Genomic DNA, 14847 nt, shown 5'->3' on the forward strand with positions numbered 1-14847 from the left:
TACAGGGACGGGCAGACAGGCCCAAAATCCTCAGGAAACGCGAGGGTTACAACACTCAGAAGGGCGCCGCCTTCTGGACGGCAAGCCACCTCTTCGCATCAACCCTAGCGACCGGTGCTTAACGTGCCCCTAAGGGGAAAGCTGGCAATTGCCTATTGTCCGACGATCTGGGGCAGATCCGCCAGCGCCTCCGGCGCCATCTGGTCCAGCGGATCCGTGCCGGCCGAGGCCATGCGCACCGTCAGCTCCTGGGCCCGCATCGTGTCCATCTCGGCCAGGATCGGGGCCATCTTGCGCGGGCTCATCATCTTGGCCACGCGCAGCAGCACTTCAATGTCCAGGGCATTGAAGATATTGGCGGCATCCTTGGGCTTCATGGTCTCATACATGGCCACGATGCCGGCAAACTGCCCCTCTTCCATTTCCTTGCGCTGCTCGACCAGCGAGGCAATCTCGTCCTCAATCGATTGCAGGGTCTGCTGGCGCTCTTCGATGCGCTTTTCGGCGGCCTCGACCAGCGACGCGCGCATGGCCAGTTCCTGTTCGTAGCTTTCCAGCTCTGTGCGGCGTGTCGACAGACGCTCCAGCAGGGCCTGCTCGGTCACCGACGTCTCGCCGCCGCCCAGCGGCACCACGCCATTGGGTGTCAGCACCTGCGGCAAGGCATCGGCGAGCGGCGGGCAGTCGCCGGGAATGACCAGCAACTCGCCTTCGCTGGTGTCCGCCTCCCCAACCTCGGCTACCGGACGCGGATCGCAGGCATTTTCAGCGGCAATCACATTGCTGACCGCGCCCTCATCGGCAGCAGCCTCGCCATGCGCATCGGCTTCGGCATCTTCGCTGCCGTGCTCGTCCGTGTCCTCGCCATGCCCGGAGGCCGGCGCGCCGTGCCCGTCATCGCCGCCCGCCTCGCCTAATGTGGGAGCAGCATCGGTTAGAGTGGGACTGCCATCCTCTATAGTCGGCTCGCTGGCCAGAGTAACGGTTTCGCCAGATGTAGCTGCGCCACCACCTTGGTCACCACCGCCACCGCCGGCAGCCTGCGCCGTGCCCACACCGGTCAGCACATAGCCGCCATTGGTCACCAGCCCCACGGTCTTGAGGACCAGCAGGGCCGAGACGGCCAGGATAACAACGGGGAGCAGGCGGATATTGGTCACGCGGCGGCCCCACGGCTGCGCACGCGCTCGGACAATTGCTGCAGTGCCGTCTGCACCTTGTTGGGCGCTTCCACCGGCTCAATGGCCTGGCTATGGCGCGCCACACTGGTGATCTTGGCGATACGCTCCATCAGCACGGTTCCAGCCGTCACGTGATTGGCCAGTTCAACGCCAAAGCGCTCGGCCTCTTCCATGCGCGCGCTCAGCGTCAGGTCCGCCTCGACAGCGGTGCCCTTGAGCTCCTTGATCGCCTGATTGGCCAGATTGGTCGCGCTGACCAGATCGGCCACCATCTTGGCCATGGCGTCCTTGTCCTGATGCAGGCGCTTCAGGCGCTGGTTGAGCAGAACGCAATATCCAATGGTCAGGGCCAGCAGAATTGCCACGGCGCCTTCCACAAACAGTCCAAGCGGCAGCCCCAACATCATCGTCCTTCCATCGTATCGTCGATTGCCTCAAAGGCCTCCATGGTGACCTTGGGCGGGTTGAGCGGGCTGGTGACCCGCACGGAAACATTCTTGCCAATATGGCCCATAATGGCTTCGGTCAGCTCGACATCGCCGCAGCGCAGCCGCACCGGGTCGCTGGGACCGCGTTCAAACATCAGCGTCTGGCCCGGCTTGAGATTGAGCAGGCGCGAGAGCGGCAGTTGCTGCTCGTGCAGCACCGCCTCGATCTCGACATCGGCCTGGTAGATCTCGGTGGCCAGATGCCCCTCCCAGATCGGGTCGCGGCCGAACTTTTCACCCATGAACATCTGCAGGAGCTGTTCACGGATCGGCTCGATGGTCGCATAGGGCAGGAGAATCTCGATCTTGCCGCCGCGCTCATCCATCTCGATACGCAATTCGATCAGAATGGCCGCATTGCCCGGCCGCGAAATGGCCGCAAAACGCGGATTGGTCTCCATCCGCTCAAGCTTGAAATTGATCGGGGTCACCGGCTCGAAGGCGCGATGCGTGTCCTCGAGAATGATCTCGATCATCTTGCGCGCCAGAGCCATTTCGATGGTGGTGTAAGGCCGCCCCTCGACGCGGATATTGCCGCCAATGCGGCGCCCGCCGAGCAGCACGTCGATCATCGAATAGATCAGGTTGGAATCGACCGTCAGCAGGCCATAATTCTCCCATTCCTCGGCCTTGATAACCGAGAGAATGGCCGGCAGCGGTATGGAATTGAGATAGTCGCCAAAGCGCACCGACGAAATGGAATCCATGGTCACCTCGACATTGTCGGAGGTGAAATTGCGCAGCGACGTCGTCGCCAGCCGCACCAGCCGGTCGAAGACGATCTCCAGCATCGGCAGGCGTTCGTAGGACACCAGCGCCGAGTTGATCAGAGCCTGAACGCCAGTCAGCTCGACATTGCTGCCGGCGCTTGAGTCAAAGCCGAGCAAGCTGTCGATCTCGTCCTGGTTGAGAACACGATCCGCCCCGCCCTCGCCATCGCCATCGCCGCCTTCGAGCATGGCAGCCCATTCGGCAGCGGCCGCGGCGGCGCGCTCTTCCTCGCTCATTTCACTTTCGTCGACCGGTGCTGCAGGCGTATCGGCCGACCCGATATCCTCGAGCCCCCAATCGTCTGCCAGCTTGTCCTGATCACTGGGTCCGGCCATTACTGCACCAGGATTTCCTTGAAGAGCACGCTCTCCACATGGGCGGGATAGATCGCCAGATTGACCCGGCGCAGCAGTTCTTCCTTGAGCCGGTAAATGCCGGCGGAGCCCTCGAGGTCGCTCTTGCGCAGTTCGCGCAGATAGACCTGGAAGGCGTCGATCACCTTGGCCAGCCGTGGCTGGATCTCGGTCATCATCTCCTCATCGGCCACTTCAAGCGCGATGGAGAGCTTCATGAAGCCCTGGCTGCCTTCTTCCGAGGACAGGTTCACCATCATCGGCTGCAGGTTGAAGATGAAGGTGTCGTGCACCTCGGCGGTCGCGGCGGCGCCATGATCGCCCGCGCCCTCTTCAGAGCTGCCCGACGAGGACAGGAAGAAGAACAGGCCGCCACCCGCGAGCAGCAGCACCACAAGTGCGGCCCCAATGATGATGAAGAGCTTGGGAATGCCCTTCTTTGCGGGCGCTTCCGTACCGGCTTCGGCTTCCGCGGTCATAAAGTGGCCCTGTCAAACGCCTGCATCTCCGGACGATTCCGGCTTGCCGACCAGCTAAGGCCCAGTTGGTTAACGAAAGGTTACAAACTCACCCGAACCGGCAGTTTTTGCCGGGCAGCTTTTGCCCAATGCAACAATGCAGCCTACCGGGAGTAAACCACCCCGACAAACTAAGTCATTGATTTTATTAAAATTGCTGCTCTGGCATGGTTTCTGCAAAGTAAATGCCGAGGCGACCAGCTTGGGGAAGCGGGCCGTCTCGGGGACCAAATCGGGGAATGCCATGATCGAGAACGCGCAACTCATCGGCCTCAGCCGGCAGATCGCACTGCGGCGCCAGATGGATGTGGTGGCAAACAACATCGCCAACCTCAACACCACCGGCTTCAAGGCAGAACAGATCCTGTTCGAGGAATATGTCATGCCCACGGCCCGGCACAATGACTTCCCCTCGCTCGACCAGCCCCTCTCCTATGTGCAGGACTGGGCCACCGTCCATGACCTGACCGGCGGCGCCATCGTCCAGACCGGAAATGACTTCGACGTCGCGCTCAACGGCGAAGGTTTCTTTGCCGTCGAAACTGCGGGCGGCGAACGCTGGACCCGCGCCGGCGCATTCGGTCTGAACAATCAGGGCACGCTGGTCGACCAGACCGGCAATCCGGTGCTCGGCAATGGCGGCCCGATCCAGTTCGGCCCCGAGGAAACCGGCATCACCATCGCTGCCGACGGCACGATTTCGTCCAGCGCCGGCGCCAAGGGCCAGTTGCGCATCGTCGAGTTCGCCAATGCCCAGGAGCTGGTGCGTGAAGGCTCCAACCTGTTCTCCGGTGGCACCCCCGAGCTCAACACCAGTACCCGCGTCATGCAGGGTCATATCGAGCGCTCAAACGTCTCGGGCGTCGCCGAGATGGCCGAAATGATCCGTGTGCAGCGCGCCTATGAATCCGTCGCGTCCCTCGCCCAGAAACAGGACGAGATGCGCCGAAACGCCATCCAGCGCCTGGGCGACACCAACGCCTGAACCTGAGGAGCAATCGCCATGAAAGCACTTTATATCGCATCGACCGGCATGGGCGCCCAGGAACGCAATGTCGAAGTCATCTCCAACAATATCGCGAACATGCGCACCACCGGCTACAAGCGGCAGCGCGCAGAGTTCCAGGACCTGCTCTACCAGCAGATCACCCGCGCCGGCTCACAGACCTCGGACCAGGGCACTATGGTCCCGGCGGGCCTCGAAATCGGCTCGGGTGTGCGAACCATCTCAACCCCGCGGGTGATGAGCCAGGGTTCGGTCAACCTCACCGAAGGCGAACTCGACGTCGCCATTCGCGGCGAAGGCTTCTTCATGGTGCAACTGCCCGATGGCCGCACGGGCTATACCCGCGATGGCTCCTTCGAGCGCAATCCCGAAGGTACGCTGGTGACGTCCAGCGGCCACCCGCTCGACCCCGGCATCACCATTCCAGGCAATGCACGTGGCGTGGCGATTTCGCCCGACGGCACGGTCGAGGCCTATATCGGCACCGATACCGCGCCGACCCAGCTCGGCCAGTTGCAGCTTGCTCGCTTCGTCAACAAGACGGGCCTGGAATCGATGGGCGACAATCTGTTCCTCGAAACCGCCGCCAGCGGCCCGGCCCAGGTCAATGTGCCCAACACCGACGGCACCGGCGACCTGCTGCAGAACTATCTGGAAATGGCCAATGTCAATTCGGTCACCGAAATCGCCGACCTGATCGCCGCCCAGCGCGCCTATGAAATGAACGCCCGTGTCATCTCTGGCGCCGACCAGATGATGCAGGCCACCAGCCAGCTTAGCTAGGGAGATTGACCATGAAATCGCTCCGCGCCATCAGCCTGACCCTGGCCATGATTTTGTCTTCCGGCATTGCTTCAGCCGCGCCGGTCCTGCGGGCCGAAATCACCGTCAGCGCCCCGGTGGTCACTGTCGGCGACATGTTCGACGATGCCGGCGTGCTGGCCGAACAGCCCCTGTTCCGCTCGCCCCTTCCGGGCACCACCGGCAATGTCGACCTTGCCGCCGTCCGCTCCGCGACCGCCCGGATCGGCCTGACCCGGTTCGACATCAACGGTCTCTCCCAGGTTCGGGTCTCCCGCGCCGCTTCGATCGTCGACCAGACCCTTCTGGCCGACCTCATCACCCAGGATTTGCGCCATCGCGGCATTCTGGGCGATGGCATGACGGCCAATATGCTGTTCGCCAACCCGCCCGAAACCATTACCGTGGCGGCCAGCGACACCCCCGCCCAGCTCGAAAACCTGCGCTACCTGCCCGGCAATGGCACCTTCTCCGCCCGGTTCTCGCTGGCCGGCCAGGCCCAGCCGCTGGACCTCAACGGCTCCATCGAAATCAGCATCGAGGCCCCCCATCTTGCCGCTGGCCTGCCCGCCGGCACGGTGCTGCGCCCCGACCACATCATCATGCGGCCATTGCCGATCCAGCAGGCCGACGCACAGGGTATTGCCTCGCTCGACCAGCTCGTGGGCATGGCGCTCAACCGCCAGAGCCGGGACGGCATGCTGCTGCGCGTCAGCGATGTCAGCACGCCGCTCTCAATCGCCAAGAATGATCTGGTGACCATCTACTATCGCAAGGGCCTGATGACCCTGACCGTGAAGGGCCAGGCCATCACCGGCGCTGCCGAGGGTGCGCCCCTGCAAGTGCTGAACCTGATCTCCAAGCGGGTCATCAGCGCCACGGCCATCGCTCCGGGTGCCGTGGAAGTTTCCACCAGCCCCGTCACTCTTGCCGGCCTCTAATTCGGGACAGATGAAAATGAACATCGCCAAGATCGCCACCATCCTGACCCTGACCGCAGCCCTAGGCGCCTGCAACACCATGGATCGCCTCGCCAGCGTCGGCCAGGCCCCCGTGTTGACCGCCATTGCCGACCCGACCACAACGGCAGGCTACCAGCCGGTGCGCATGCCCATGCCAGAGCCGATTGCCGATACCTATCAGGCCAACTCGCTCTACCGCACCTCGGCCAAGGGTTTCTTCAAGGACGAACGCGCCCACCGGGTGGGTGACATCCTGACCGTGGTCGTTACCATCGACGACACCGCCCAGATCAACAACAACACCCAGCGCTCGCGCAATTCCACCAACAGCGCCGGCATGGGCGGGCTGTTCGGCGCAGTGTTCTCCAACGCCACCGACGCGGCCGAGCTCAATGTCGACCCGCAGGCCGCTATCGATTTCACCTCGGGCATCAACGATGCTGGCGCCGGCTCGGTCAATCGCAGCGAAGCGCTGGAAACCTCGGTCGCCGCTGTCGTCACCCAGGTCCTGCCCAATGGCAATCTGGTGATCGAAGGGCGTCAGGAAGTGCGCGTGAATTTCGAGGTCCGTGACCTGATCGTGGCCGGCATTGTGCGTCCCTCCGATATCCAGGCCAACAATACCATTCCCTCGACCAAGATCGCCGAAGCCCGCATCTCCTACGGCGGCCGCGGCCAGATCACCGACGTGCAGCAGCCTCGCTATGGCCAGCAGGCCATGGACGCGATCCTGCCCTTCTAAGAAAGTTTCGGCGGCGCAATCCCCATCGCGCCGCCGTTTCCCCAGCCAGTCCAGAATGGAATGGCACGGCCCCAGGCGCAGAAGGCGCCGGGCCTTTTCCTGAAGGCTCCTGCTTCCCCAGGCACAGAGCCCATCCCCAAGAGGCGCAGCTTCCCCGGCTGCGCCTCTTCCTTTTTTGGCAACCCGATGGCGGACATTCGGGTTGGATCCGGAACAAGGAGGTTTGCAATGAGCTTTGCAACAGGAATTGCCGTCGGAATCGCTATTGGCGCAGGCATAGGCGTTGCGATGGACAATATCGCCATGGGGATTGCGATTGGCGTCGCCATCGGGGCCGGACTGGGCGGGGCGGCCAATGCCGCACGCTCAGACAAGGATCCGCCCGACGGCAAGCCTTGATCCGCCGGGGCTCCTGTGGAACACATCTGCCATCCCACCTCCGGAGCCAGCCATGTCCTTCCAAAAACTCGATGAACTCGGTCGCAAGCTCGAGTCGCTCGAACACGCCCTGTCCATTCTGGGTGCCGATGAAGCCACCCACATGGCGGTCGGTGGCGGCGAGAAGCGGGCCGAAGCCATGGCCAATCTCGCCGGCATGTATCACGCCCAGGCCACCGCCCCCCAGATCGCCGACTGGATCGACGCCGCCAGGAACGAAGACCTCTCAGATATGCAGCAGGCCGCACTGGGAGAGTTCGAACGGTCCTATGTCAATGCGACGTGCCTGCCGACCGAATTTGTCGAGCGGCGCACCGCTGCAACCATGCGCTCCGAACAGCTCTGGCGGGACCTGCGGGCCAAGGGCGATTGGGACAGCTTCCTGCCTGCCCTCGAAGGGGTGATTGCGCTGGTGCGCGAGGAAGCTGCGCTGCGCTCGGCCGCGACCGGCCTGGCCCCCTATGACGCTCTGATGGACCAATACGATCCGGGCAATCGTACCGCTGAGATCGATGGTGTCTTTGCCGATCTCAAGACTTGCCTCAAGGACTTCGTACCCCACGCCCTCTCGGTTCAGGAGCAGCGCCTCAGCCAGCATCCGCGCAAGCCACTCAATGCGCCCTACCCGATCGAAAAGCAGCGCGAGCTCGGCCTGGCGGCCATGCGCGCGGTCGGTTTCGATTTCACCCATGGTTCACTGGCTGTGTCGCACCACCCCTTCTGCGGCGGCGTGCCGACCGATGTACGCATGACCACGCGCTATCGCACCGACGAATTCCTCTCCTCGCTGATGGGCGTGTTGCACGAAACCGGCCACGCCCTTTACGAGCAGGGCCTGCCCAAGGATTGGTCGCATTGGCCGCTGGGCAAGGCGCGCGGCATGGGCATGCATGAAAGCCAGAGCCTGTTCGTGGAAATGCAACTCGCCCGCAGCCCCGAATTCTGGGAGTTCATGCTGCCCCTGGTACATCAGTATCTGGGCGACACAGCGATTCCCGGCTGGGAGGTGGCCTATGTGCTCAATGAGGTCAATTTCGTCGAGCGCGGCTATATCCGCGTCGACGCCGACGAGGTGACCTACCCGCTCCATGTCATCCTGCGCTACGAACTGGAACAGGACCTCGTCTCGGGCAAGCTCGAGGCCAGCCAGATTCCCGAGGCCTGGGACACCAAGATGATCGAATATCTTGGTATTTCGACCATCAACGATCCCAAGGACGGCCCAATGCAGGATGTGCACTGGCCCGGCGGCGCATTCGGCTATTTTCCCAGCTACACGCTTGGCGCCATGATCGCCGCGCAATTGTCCGCCGCAATGGAAAAGGACTTGCCCGACATGCGCGAGCAGATCCGCAAGGGCGAGTTCGGTGCAATCAATCAATGGCGCGCCGACAAGGTCTGGACCGAGGCCTCGCGCTACTCGACGCCCGAGCTGATCACCCGCGCCACGGGCGAGCCGCTCAATGCCGACTACTTCAAGGCCCACCTAAAGAAGCGCTACGGCTAGGAACAGGAGTCGGCCGCCCCGTTCACCCGGGACGGCCGAAAAACTGACTACTGAGCCGTCGCGGCTGCCTCGAGCCGTGTGTTGATGCGTGTCGCCAGGTCGGTGTCGTTCTGCGCCACGGCCATGATTTCGTTGTAGCGCTCGAGATTGATACCCTCCACATTCTCGATCGCGCCCATCATCTGCTCACTGGCCTCGGTCTGCACCTGCATCTGCTCTTCGGGCGTGGCGGCCGACTGCATCTGCGGCGCAAAGGCCTGGCCGATCATGTTCACCTCGACATAGGCCTCAACAAACGAATCGAGTTCCGCGCCATCGAAATCAGCCGAAGTAAGGGCAGTAGAGGGCGCGTCCTGCATCATTGCATCTTGTGCCAAAACGCTACCTGACGAAATCAATCCAATCGAAAGAGCCGAAGAAACAAGAATAGCGCGAATAGTATTTTTCGGGATCATAATTTATCCTGAGTGCTCGTGTGAATTTCTGCTTGGGACATGGCCCGTGCAGCCGCCCTATGACGACGAAAATACTCTCTAGAAGACCGAAGCGACGAAAATGTGATCCGCTTTTATTTCCGGCGCATATCTAGCCCGATCAGGCCGCCACTGCCTGAACGCCACATGAACCCCTGCTTCAGTGAGCGTTCCAAATCACTCCCCTAGAACAGTCTCCATCAACGACGCGGTCGGAGGGACCGCAGCCAAAACCCAAGGAGACGACCAATGATCCGCAAGCTTCTCATCACCACCCTGGCCGCCACTGTCATCGCCGGTGCTGCTGCCCCCGCCATGGCCAACAGCCTGTTCATTGAACAATACGGCTTCGGCAACGCCGTCGGCGGTGGCCAGTCCGGCTGGAACAACACCTTTGGCGCATATCAGGACGGCAACTGGAACACCGGTATTTCCAATCAGAACGGTGGCAACAACACCTCCGCCATCGGCCAGGACGGCAACAACAACTATGGCGATGTCTGGCAGGACGGCTGGAACAACCAGGGCGGCGTCGCCCAGTTCGGCGACGATCACAACGCGATCCTGACCCAGGACGGCAATGGCAACACCGCCGCCGGCGTGCAGGTGGGCAATGGCTGCAATGCCAATATGGTCCAGCACGGCTCGAACAATGTCAGCGCCTTCGTTCAGGTCTGCCCGTAACCCGAACGCGCCGGGACCGGCCAAAGCCGGTCCCACCCCATCCTTGAGAGGAGGACAATATGGTTCACTCCACGCTTCGCATCGGCCTTCTGGCCTTTGGCTCCCTGGCCCTGGCCGGCGCTGCCGCGCACGCCACCAGCAATGACGCCGACCTCAATTGCGGCATCTCCACCCAGACCGAACGCGGTCTGCTGGCCATTGAAGGCATTGTCGAAAGCCCCACGGCGCTCAGCGGAGAATATCGTTTCGCACTCAAAAGCCAGGGCGCCGGCGGCTCCAGCAATATCAGCCAGGGCGGGCAATTCTCCGTAGCGCCCGGCACCTCGGTCTCGCTCGGCAAGGTGATGGTCAATGCCAGGGCATCGATTGATGTCGACTTCACCATCTCTGCCGACGGCAAGCGGCTCGATTGCTCCGCGCCACTGCTCACCCATACCTGAAAGCAGCCCCCTTCCTTCCCCACTGCCCCGCTTCGGCGGGGCGTTTTTTTGCCCGGACCCATTGGCTGAACGCTGTCTGAACGGCCCGCTCCAAACCGGTTCAGGACCGCGGGACTAGGGTGATCTCAAGCGCTGGGAAGACCAGCAGCAAGGGAACGCAAACACAGTTATTGGAGAACACAGATGACCACCCGCTTCACCCGCACCATCGCCGCCACCCTCACCGCCGCCATGCTCGGCCTGTCGGCAGCGCCCGCCATGGCCGGCGGCCAGATCGCCATCGGCTTTGCCCCATCCGACCCCGATCAGGCCCAGGCCCTGGGCGTGGGGCTGCAGATGTTCTCGCTGATGCAGGGGCTCTCGGCCAGCGGCGCCAATGGCTACCAGAACGGCTCGGGCAATTCAGCCGGCTTCAATCAGAACGGCTCGGGCAATCACGGCCTGATCTGGCAGGAAGGCGATGGCCATAACGGCACCATCAACCAGAACGGCAACAACAATAGCTGCGGCCTGTTCCAGTTTGGCGAAGCCACCAACGCGCAATGCCTGCAGAACGGGGACAATCAGAGCGGGATCACCACCGTCATCGGCTTTTGATCCAGAGGCAATCCATCACCCAAGGCGGGGTCTTCGGGCCCCGCTTTTTTGCTTTTTCCTGTCCTTGTCGAACAATCTGCGAGAAAGTTTGTCGAAGCCTTCCGCTGCCGCTCGTCGGCCTTTCAGACAGGCTTTGCGGCCTGCAGCAAAAACAGGAGAGAAAAATGCGTGTAGTCGTTTTCGTCAAAGCCACTGCGGACAGTGAAAACAGCGTCATGCCCACGACCGAATTGCTCGAGGCCATGGGCAAGTACAATGAGGAACTGATCAATGCCGGCATCATGCTGGGCGGTGATGGGCTCAAGGCCACCAAATATGCCAAGCGCGTGCATTTTTCCGGCTCGGACCGCTCGGTCATCGACGGGCCGTTTGCCGAAACCAAGGAAATTGTCGCCGGCTACTGGATCTGGGAAGTGCGTGACATGGACGAGGCGGTTGAATGGGTCAAGCGCTGCCCCAACCCCATGTTCACCGAAAGCGATATCGACATCCGCCCGGTGTTCGAAATGTCCGACTTTGCCAGCGAAATGACGCCTGAAGTTCAGGCCATCCACGATCGCAATGCGGAACGCACACCCGGGAGCTGAATGACAAAAGCCATGATGGACAAAGCCCGCATTGCTGCGGGCTTTTTCAGTTCATCTCTTGGACTACTCGTCGCGATAGACCTTTTCGCGGCGCTCGTGCAGTTCCTGGGCTTCCAGGCTCAGCGTCGCGGTCGGGCGGGCATCAAGCCGCGCCAGGCCAATCGGATCGCCGGTTTCCTCGCAATAGCCGTAGGTCCCGTCGTCAATGCGCTTGAGCGCGGCATCGATCTTGGAAATCAGCTTGCGCTGGCGATCGCGGGTCCGCAATTCCAGCGAGCGATCACTTTCCGAACTGGCGCGATCGGCCATGTCCGGATGGTTCTGGCTCTCTTCCTGGAGGTTTTCGAGAGTCAGGCGACTTTCGCGCAAGATCTCGTCCTTCCAGGCGTGCAGCTTGTTCCTGAAATATTCCCGCTGGCGCGGGTTCATAAACGGCTCGTCCTCGCTGGGCCGATAATCCGTAAGTTCAACCGAAGACATCAGCAGACTCAACCTCCAATGCGCCCTTGGCGGCCTATATATGCGCCTCGCCGTTCACCCGCAAGCACACAAGTTACCACTCGTTAACGCAAGAAACTGCGGCGCGTCAGGCGCATAGCGCGAAATCGGCTACAACTTGATGACGGATAGTCAAATCGTGACCCGATCAAATCTGGGGATATCGCCCCAGCTTGGCCAGCTCCACCAGAACCCGCAATTCGATATCGTCGAGAACTGCATCCAGTTCCGGTTCCACCCGTTCGCGCAGCGTGCGCAATTGCGTGACCATGGTGTCGAGGCGCTCCGGCGCCACCCTCCCGATCAGCAGGTCCGCCTTCATATCCTCCAGCAGGTCGAGCAGCCTGGTGCCCTTCCTGACGGCTTTGCGGCGGCTTTCGGAAAAATCGCCATTGGCCTGCAGGGCCAGAATCGCATCGATCCCGGTGGTCGGGGTAGACGGTGCGGTCGCATTGACCCGCTGCGGCCCTTGCTCTCCGGCAGGCACAAAGGCAGGACCATTACCCGCCTTGCCCGTCGATGACCGGCCGGCAACATTGCCACTGCGATTGGTTGCGTCGATGCGCAAAAGGCCTGACTCACTTGGCGTGTCGAATGCCGGCAAATTCTGCCCACTCGGGTTAACAGACCCTTAACGCACCCGGCAAGAATTGCTCGGTCGCAGCATAAACCCCAGCCACGTCTACCGCAATACCCTTCAAAATCAATGCTTTAGAGAACAACCAACAATCTGGCACGGTTCTGGCATTTACCCCAGTGAAGGTCGCGCCATGGGGATGGGGCGGCATCACTCGGGGAATTTGACCATGCGCCTGATCCGAACCATAGCCGCCGCCACGCTGAGCCTTGCGCTCATCCTGTCGCCCATGACGTCCGTGCAGGCGGCGCCTGCCCGCATCAAGGACATTGTGGATATGGAGGGGGTTCGCGAGAACCAGCTCGTGGGCTATGGCCTTGTGGTCGGCCTCAACGGCACCGGCGACAGCCTCAATAATTCACCTTTCACCAAGCAGTCGCTGCAATCCATGCTCGAACGGCTGGGCGTCAACACCCAGGGTGAAAACGTCCGCACGGCAAATGTTGCCGCCGTCATGGTCACGGCCAACCTGCCGCCTTTCTCCACGCAAGGGTCGCGCATGGATGTGTCGGTCGCCGCCCTGGGCGATGCCGACAGCCTGCAGGGCGGCACGCTGCTGGTGACGCCGCTGCTCGGTGCCGATGGTGAAGTCTATGCCATCGCCCAGGGCCCGGTGCTGATCAACGGCTTCAGTGCTCAGGGCGACGCGGCCAGCGTCATCTCCGGCGTTCCCACAACTGGCCGGATTTCCTCCGGCGCCCTGATCGAACGCGAAATCGACTTTCACCTGGGCTCCCAGCACACGCTGCGGCTGGCCCTGCGCAATCCCGACCTGACCACGGCCCGCCGCATCGCCCTGGCGGTCAACGACTTCATCGGCGCGCCCACCGCCGTGCCGGAAGATCCGGCCACGGTACGCCTCACCCTGCCCCGCAATTTCAACGGCAATATTGTCGACCTGCTCACCGATATCGAGCAGTTGATTGTCCAGACGGACCAGACCGCCAAGATCGTCATCGACGAAAATTCCGGCATCATCGTCATGGGCAAGGATGTGCGCGTGTCGAGCGTCGCCGTGGCCCAGTCGAACCTCACCGTCACGATCGCGGAAAATCCCGAAGTGGTGCAGCCCAATCCGCTGACGCTTGGGGAAACGGCGGTCGAGCCCAACACCAATCTCAACGTCAACCAGTCCGATACCGCCCTGCAGGTGGTCAATGAATCGGTAACCCTGCAGCAGCTTGTCGACGGGCTCAACGCGCTGGGCATCTCCCCGCGCGATCTCATCGCCATTCTCCAGGCCATCAAGGCCACTGGCGCCCTGCAGGCCGAAATCGAGGTGCTGTGATGAACACGATCCGTGAAGCCGGCTCCACCATCACCCCGGTCCAGATGCAGCGCATGCGCGCCCAGGCCGAGGAACTCGAAGGCGTCTTTCTCAACATGCTGACCAAGGAAATGTTCGCCACAGTCAAAAGCGACGAGAATTTCGGCGGCGGCGGCTTTGGCGAGGAAACCTGGCGCTCCATGCAGGCCGAGCAGCTTGCCAATTCCATTGCCAGCAGCGGCGGCGTCGGCATTGCCGATGATCTGATGAGCCAGATGATCGCCGCGCAGGAAGCAGCCAATGCCAGCCGCGCTGCCAATAGCTACAACAATAATGTTCCCAGTGCCGGAGTGTACGGAAAATGACCGCAGCCGCCCGCCTTGCCGCCCTTGACGCCCTGCCGGCAGAAGAGCTGTGCAATCATGCCGAACAGGCTCTTGCTGCCCTGGTCGATGTCATGAACCAGGAAACCACCTTGCTGCGCGCCGGTCACCTGCGTCAGGCCGGGCAATTGACGCCGGACAAGACACGCCTGGCGCAGGATTATGTCGGCTTTGCCCGCTCCATCCAGCGCCAGGCCGCGCGCCTCAATGCCGAAGCCCCCAAAGCCATGGAGCGGCTCCGTGCCGGCCATGAAAGCCTGGCCACCCAGATGGCAGAAAACCTGCGTGTCCTGGCCACGGCCAAGACGGTCACGGAAGACGTCCTCACCGACGTGGCGCGCATGGTCGGCCAGCAGAACCGCGCCAGGACCTACGGGACTGCCGGCACGGTCGCCACCGACCCCAATGCATCGGCCAAGGGCATCGCGGTCAATCGCGCCCTTTGACCGGTGGCATTTGAATAAAATGCGCAACGCCATGGTTACGTGAGGATAAGGGCCGGAACTTAGTGTTT

General features: G+C 62.0%; 20 protein-coding genes. 13 read left to right on the plus strand and 7 right to left on the minus strand.

Going from position 1 to position 14847, the window contains the following annotated elements; genetic code table 11:
* Positions 1 to 152: 152 nt before the first annotated feature.
* The 4 genes from DDE76_RS15550 to DDE76_RS15565 are packed head-to-tail and all read right to left on the minus strand — an operon-like array spanning position 153 to position 3272.
* On the minus strand, positions 153 to 1160 hold the full coding sequence (locus tag DDE76_RS15550) for a MotE family protein (protein WP_104893956.1): 1008 nt from the start codon (positions 1158 to 1160) through the stop codon (positions 153 to 155).
* Positions 1157 to 1588 carry a DUF6468 domain-containing protein gene (locus DDE76_RS15555; protein WP_104893955.1) on the minus strand — a complete coding sequence of 144 codons (432 nt, stop codon included), beginning with the start codon at positions 1586 to 1588 and terminating at the stop codon, positions 1157 to 1159. Before DDE76_RS15555 ends, DDE76_RS15550 begins: the two co-directional genes overlap by 4 nt.
* Positions 1585 to 2775 (minus strand): flagellar motor switch protein FliM, encoded by a 1191-nt coding sequence (gene fliM / locus DDE76_RS15560; RefSeq protein WP_104893954.1) that lies wholly within the window; start codon positions 2773 to 2775, stop codon positions 1585 to 1587. Before fliM ends, DDE76_RS15555 begins: the two co-directional genes overlap by 4 nt.
* Positions 2775 to 3272, minus strand: coding sequence for a flagellar basal body-associated FliL family protein (locus DDE76_RS15565; RefSeq protein WP_104893953.1), 498 nt, complete (start codon positions 3270 to 3272; stop codon positions 2775 to 2777). The genes fliM and DDE76_RS15565 overlap by 1 nt, the downstream gene beginning before the upstream one ends.
* A gap of 286 nt (positions 3273 to 3558) precedes the next feature.
* Here DDE76_RS15565 and flgF point away from each other — a divergent pair, with 286 nt between their 5' ends.
* The 6 genes from flgF to DDE76_RS15595 all read left to right on the plus strand — a co-directional run bounded on the left by flgF (position 3559) and on the right by DDE76_RS15595 (position 8767).
* A complete protein-coding gene (flgF, locus tag DDE76_RS15570) occupies positions 3559 to 4296 on the plus strand; it encodes a flagellar basal-body rod protein FlgF (protein ID WP_104894991.1) in 738 nt (245 codons plus the stop codon).
* Positions 4297 to 4314: 18 nt separating this feature from the next.
* A complete protein-coding gene (gene flgG, locus DDE76_RS15575) occupies positions 4315 to 5100 on the plus strand; it encodes a flagellar basal-body rod protein FlgG (RefSeq protein ID WP_104893952.1) in 786 nt (261 codons plus the stop codon).
* Positions 5101 to 5111: 11 nt separating this feature from the next.
* Positions 5112 to 6059, plus strand: a complete 948-nt coding sequence (gene flgA, locus DDE76_RS15580; RefSeq protein WP_104893951.1) for a flagellar basal body P-ring formation chaperone FlgA — start codon at positions 5112 to 5114, stop codon at positions 6057 to 6059.
* Between the two features lie 16 nt (positions 6060 to 6075).
* On the plus strand, positions 6076 to 6822 hold the full coding sequence (gene flgH, locus DDE76_RS15585) for a flagellar basal body L-ring protein FlgH (protein ID WP_104893950.1): 747 nt from the start codon (positions 6076 to 6078) through the stop codon (positions 6820 to 6822).
* A gap of 228 nt (positions 6823 to 7050) precedes the next feature.
* Positions 7051 to 7221, plus strand: coding sequence for a glycine zipper domain-containing protein (locus tag DDE76_RS19790; protein WP_198650933.1), 171 nt, complete (start codon positions 7051 to 7053; stop codon positions 7219 to 7221).
* Positions 7222 to 7273: 52 nt separating this feature from the next.
* Positions 7274 to 8767, plus strand: a complete 1494-nt coding sequence (locus tag DDE76_RS15595) for a carboxypeptidase M32 (RefSeq protein ID WP_104893948.1) — start codon at positions 7274 to 7276, stop codon at positions 8765 to 8767.
* Positions 8768 to 8814: 47 nt separating this feature from the next.
* Here DDE76_RS15595 and DDE76_RS15600 read toward each other — a convergent pair whose 3' ends face one another.
* On the minus strand, positions 8815 to 9126 hold the full coding sequence (locus DDE76_RS15600) for a DUF4168 domain-containing protein (protein WP_157955853.1): 312 nt from the start codon (positions 9124 to 9126) through the stop codon (positions 8815 to 8817).
* A 363-nt stretch (positions 9127 to 9489) separates the two neighbouring features.
* Here DDE76_RS15600 and DDE76_RS15605 point away from each other — a divergent pair, with 363 nt between their 5' ends.
* The 4 genes from DDE76_RS15605 to DDE76_RS15620 all read left to right on the plus strand — a co-directional run bounded on the left by DDE76_RS15605 (position 9490) and on the right by DDE76_RS15620 (position 11548).
* Positions 9490 to 9924, plus strand: coding sequence for a curlin (locus DDE76_RS15605; RefSeq protein WP_104893946.1), 435 nt, complete (start codon positions 9490 to 9492; stop codon positions 9922 to 9924).
* 59 nt (positions 9925 to 9983) lie between these two features.
* Complete coding sequence (gene csgH, locus DDE76_RS15610) at positions 9984 to 10364, plus strand: curli-like amyloid fiber formation chaperone CsgH (protein WP_104893945.1); 381 nt, start codon at positions 9984 to 9986, stop codon at positions 10362 to 10364.
* Positions 10365 to 10547: 183 nt separating this feature from the next.
* On the plus strand, positions 10548 to 10961 hold the full coding sequence (locus DDE76_RS15615) for a curlin (RefSeq protein ID WP_104893944.1): 414 nt from the start codon (positions 10548 to 10550) through the stop codon (positions 10959 to 10961).
* 164 nt (positions 10962 to 11125) lie between these two features.
* Positions 11126 to 11548, plus strand: a complete 423-nt coding sequence (locus DDE76_RS15620) for a YciI family protein (protein ID WP_104893943.1) — start codon at positions 11126 to 11128, stop codon at positions 11546 to 11548.
* A gap of 63 nt (positions 11549 to 11611) precedes the next feature.
* Here DDE76_RS15620 and dksA read toward each other — a convergent pair whose 3' ends face one another.
* Positions 11612 to 12028, minus strand: a complete 417-nt coding sequence (dksA, locus tag DDE76_RS15625; protein WP_086469818.1) for an RNA polymerase-binding protein DksA — start codon at positions 12026 to 12028, stop codon at positions 11612 to 11614.
* A 166-nt stretch (positions 12029 to 12194) separates the two neighbouring features.
* On the minus strand, positions 12195 to 12614 hold the full coding sequence (locus tag DDE76_RS15630; protein ID WP_157955854.1) for a flagellar assembly protein FliX: 420 nt from the start codon (positions 12612 to 12614) through the stop codon (positions 12195 to 12197).
* Positions 12615 to 12852: 238 nt separating this feature from the next.
* Between DDE76_RS15630 and DDE76_RS15635 the strand changes: the two genes are divergently transcribed.
* From DDE76_RS15635 to DDE76_RS15645, 3 genes are read left to right on the plus strand one after another with little or no spacing between them, the layout of a single operon-like run.
* Positions 12853 to 13971: a flagellar basal body P-ring protein FlgI gene (locus tag DDE76_RS15635; RefSeq protein WP_104893941.1), complete on the plus strand. Its 1119-nt coding sequence runs from the start codon at positions 12853 to 12855 to the stop codon at positions 13969 to 13971.
* On the plus strand, positions 13971 to 14315 hold the full coding sequence (locus DDE76_RS15640) for a rod-binding protein (protein WP_104893940.1): 345 nt from the start codon (positions 13971 to 13973) through the stop codon (positions 14313 to 14315). The genes DDE76_RS15635 and DDE76_RS15640 overlap by 1 nt, the downstream gene beginning before the upstream one ends.
* Positions 14312 to 14779, plus strand: coding sequence for a flagellar protein FlgN (locus DDE76_RS15645; protein ID WP_104893939.1), 468 nt, complete (start codon positions 14312 to 14314; stop codon positions 14777 to 14779). Before DDE76_RS15640 ends, DDE76_RS15645 begins: the two co-directional genes overlap by 4 nt.
* The last annotated feature ends 68 nt before the right edge of the window (positions 14780 to 14847 follow it).

It is taken from the genome of Devosia indica, assembly GCF_003056405.1.
GTDB classification, from domain to species: domain Bacteria; phylum Pseudomonadota; class Alphaproteobacteria; order Rhizobiales; family Devosiaceae; genus Devosia; species Devosia indica.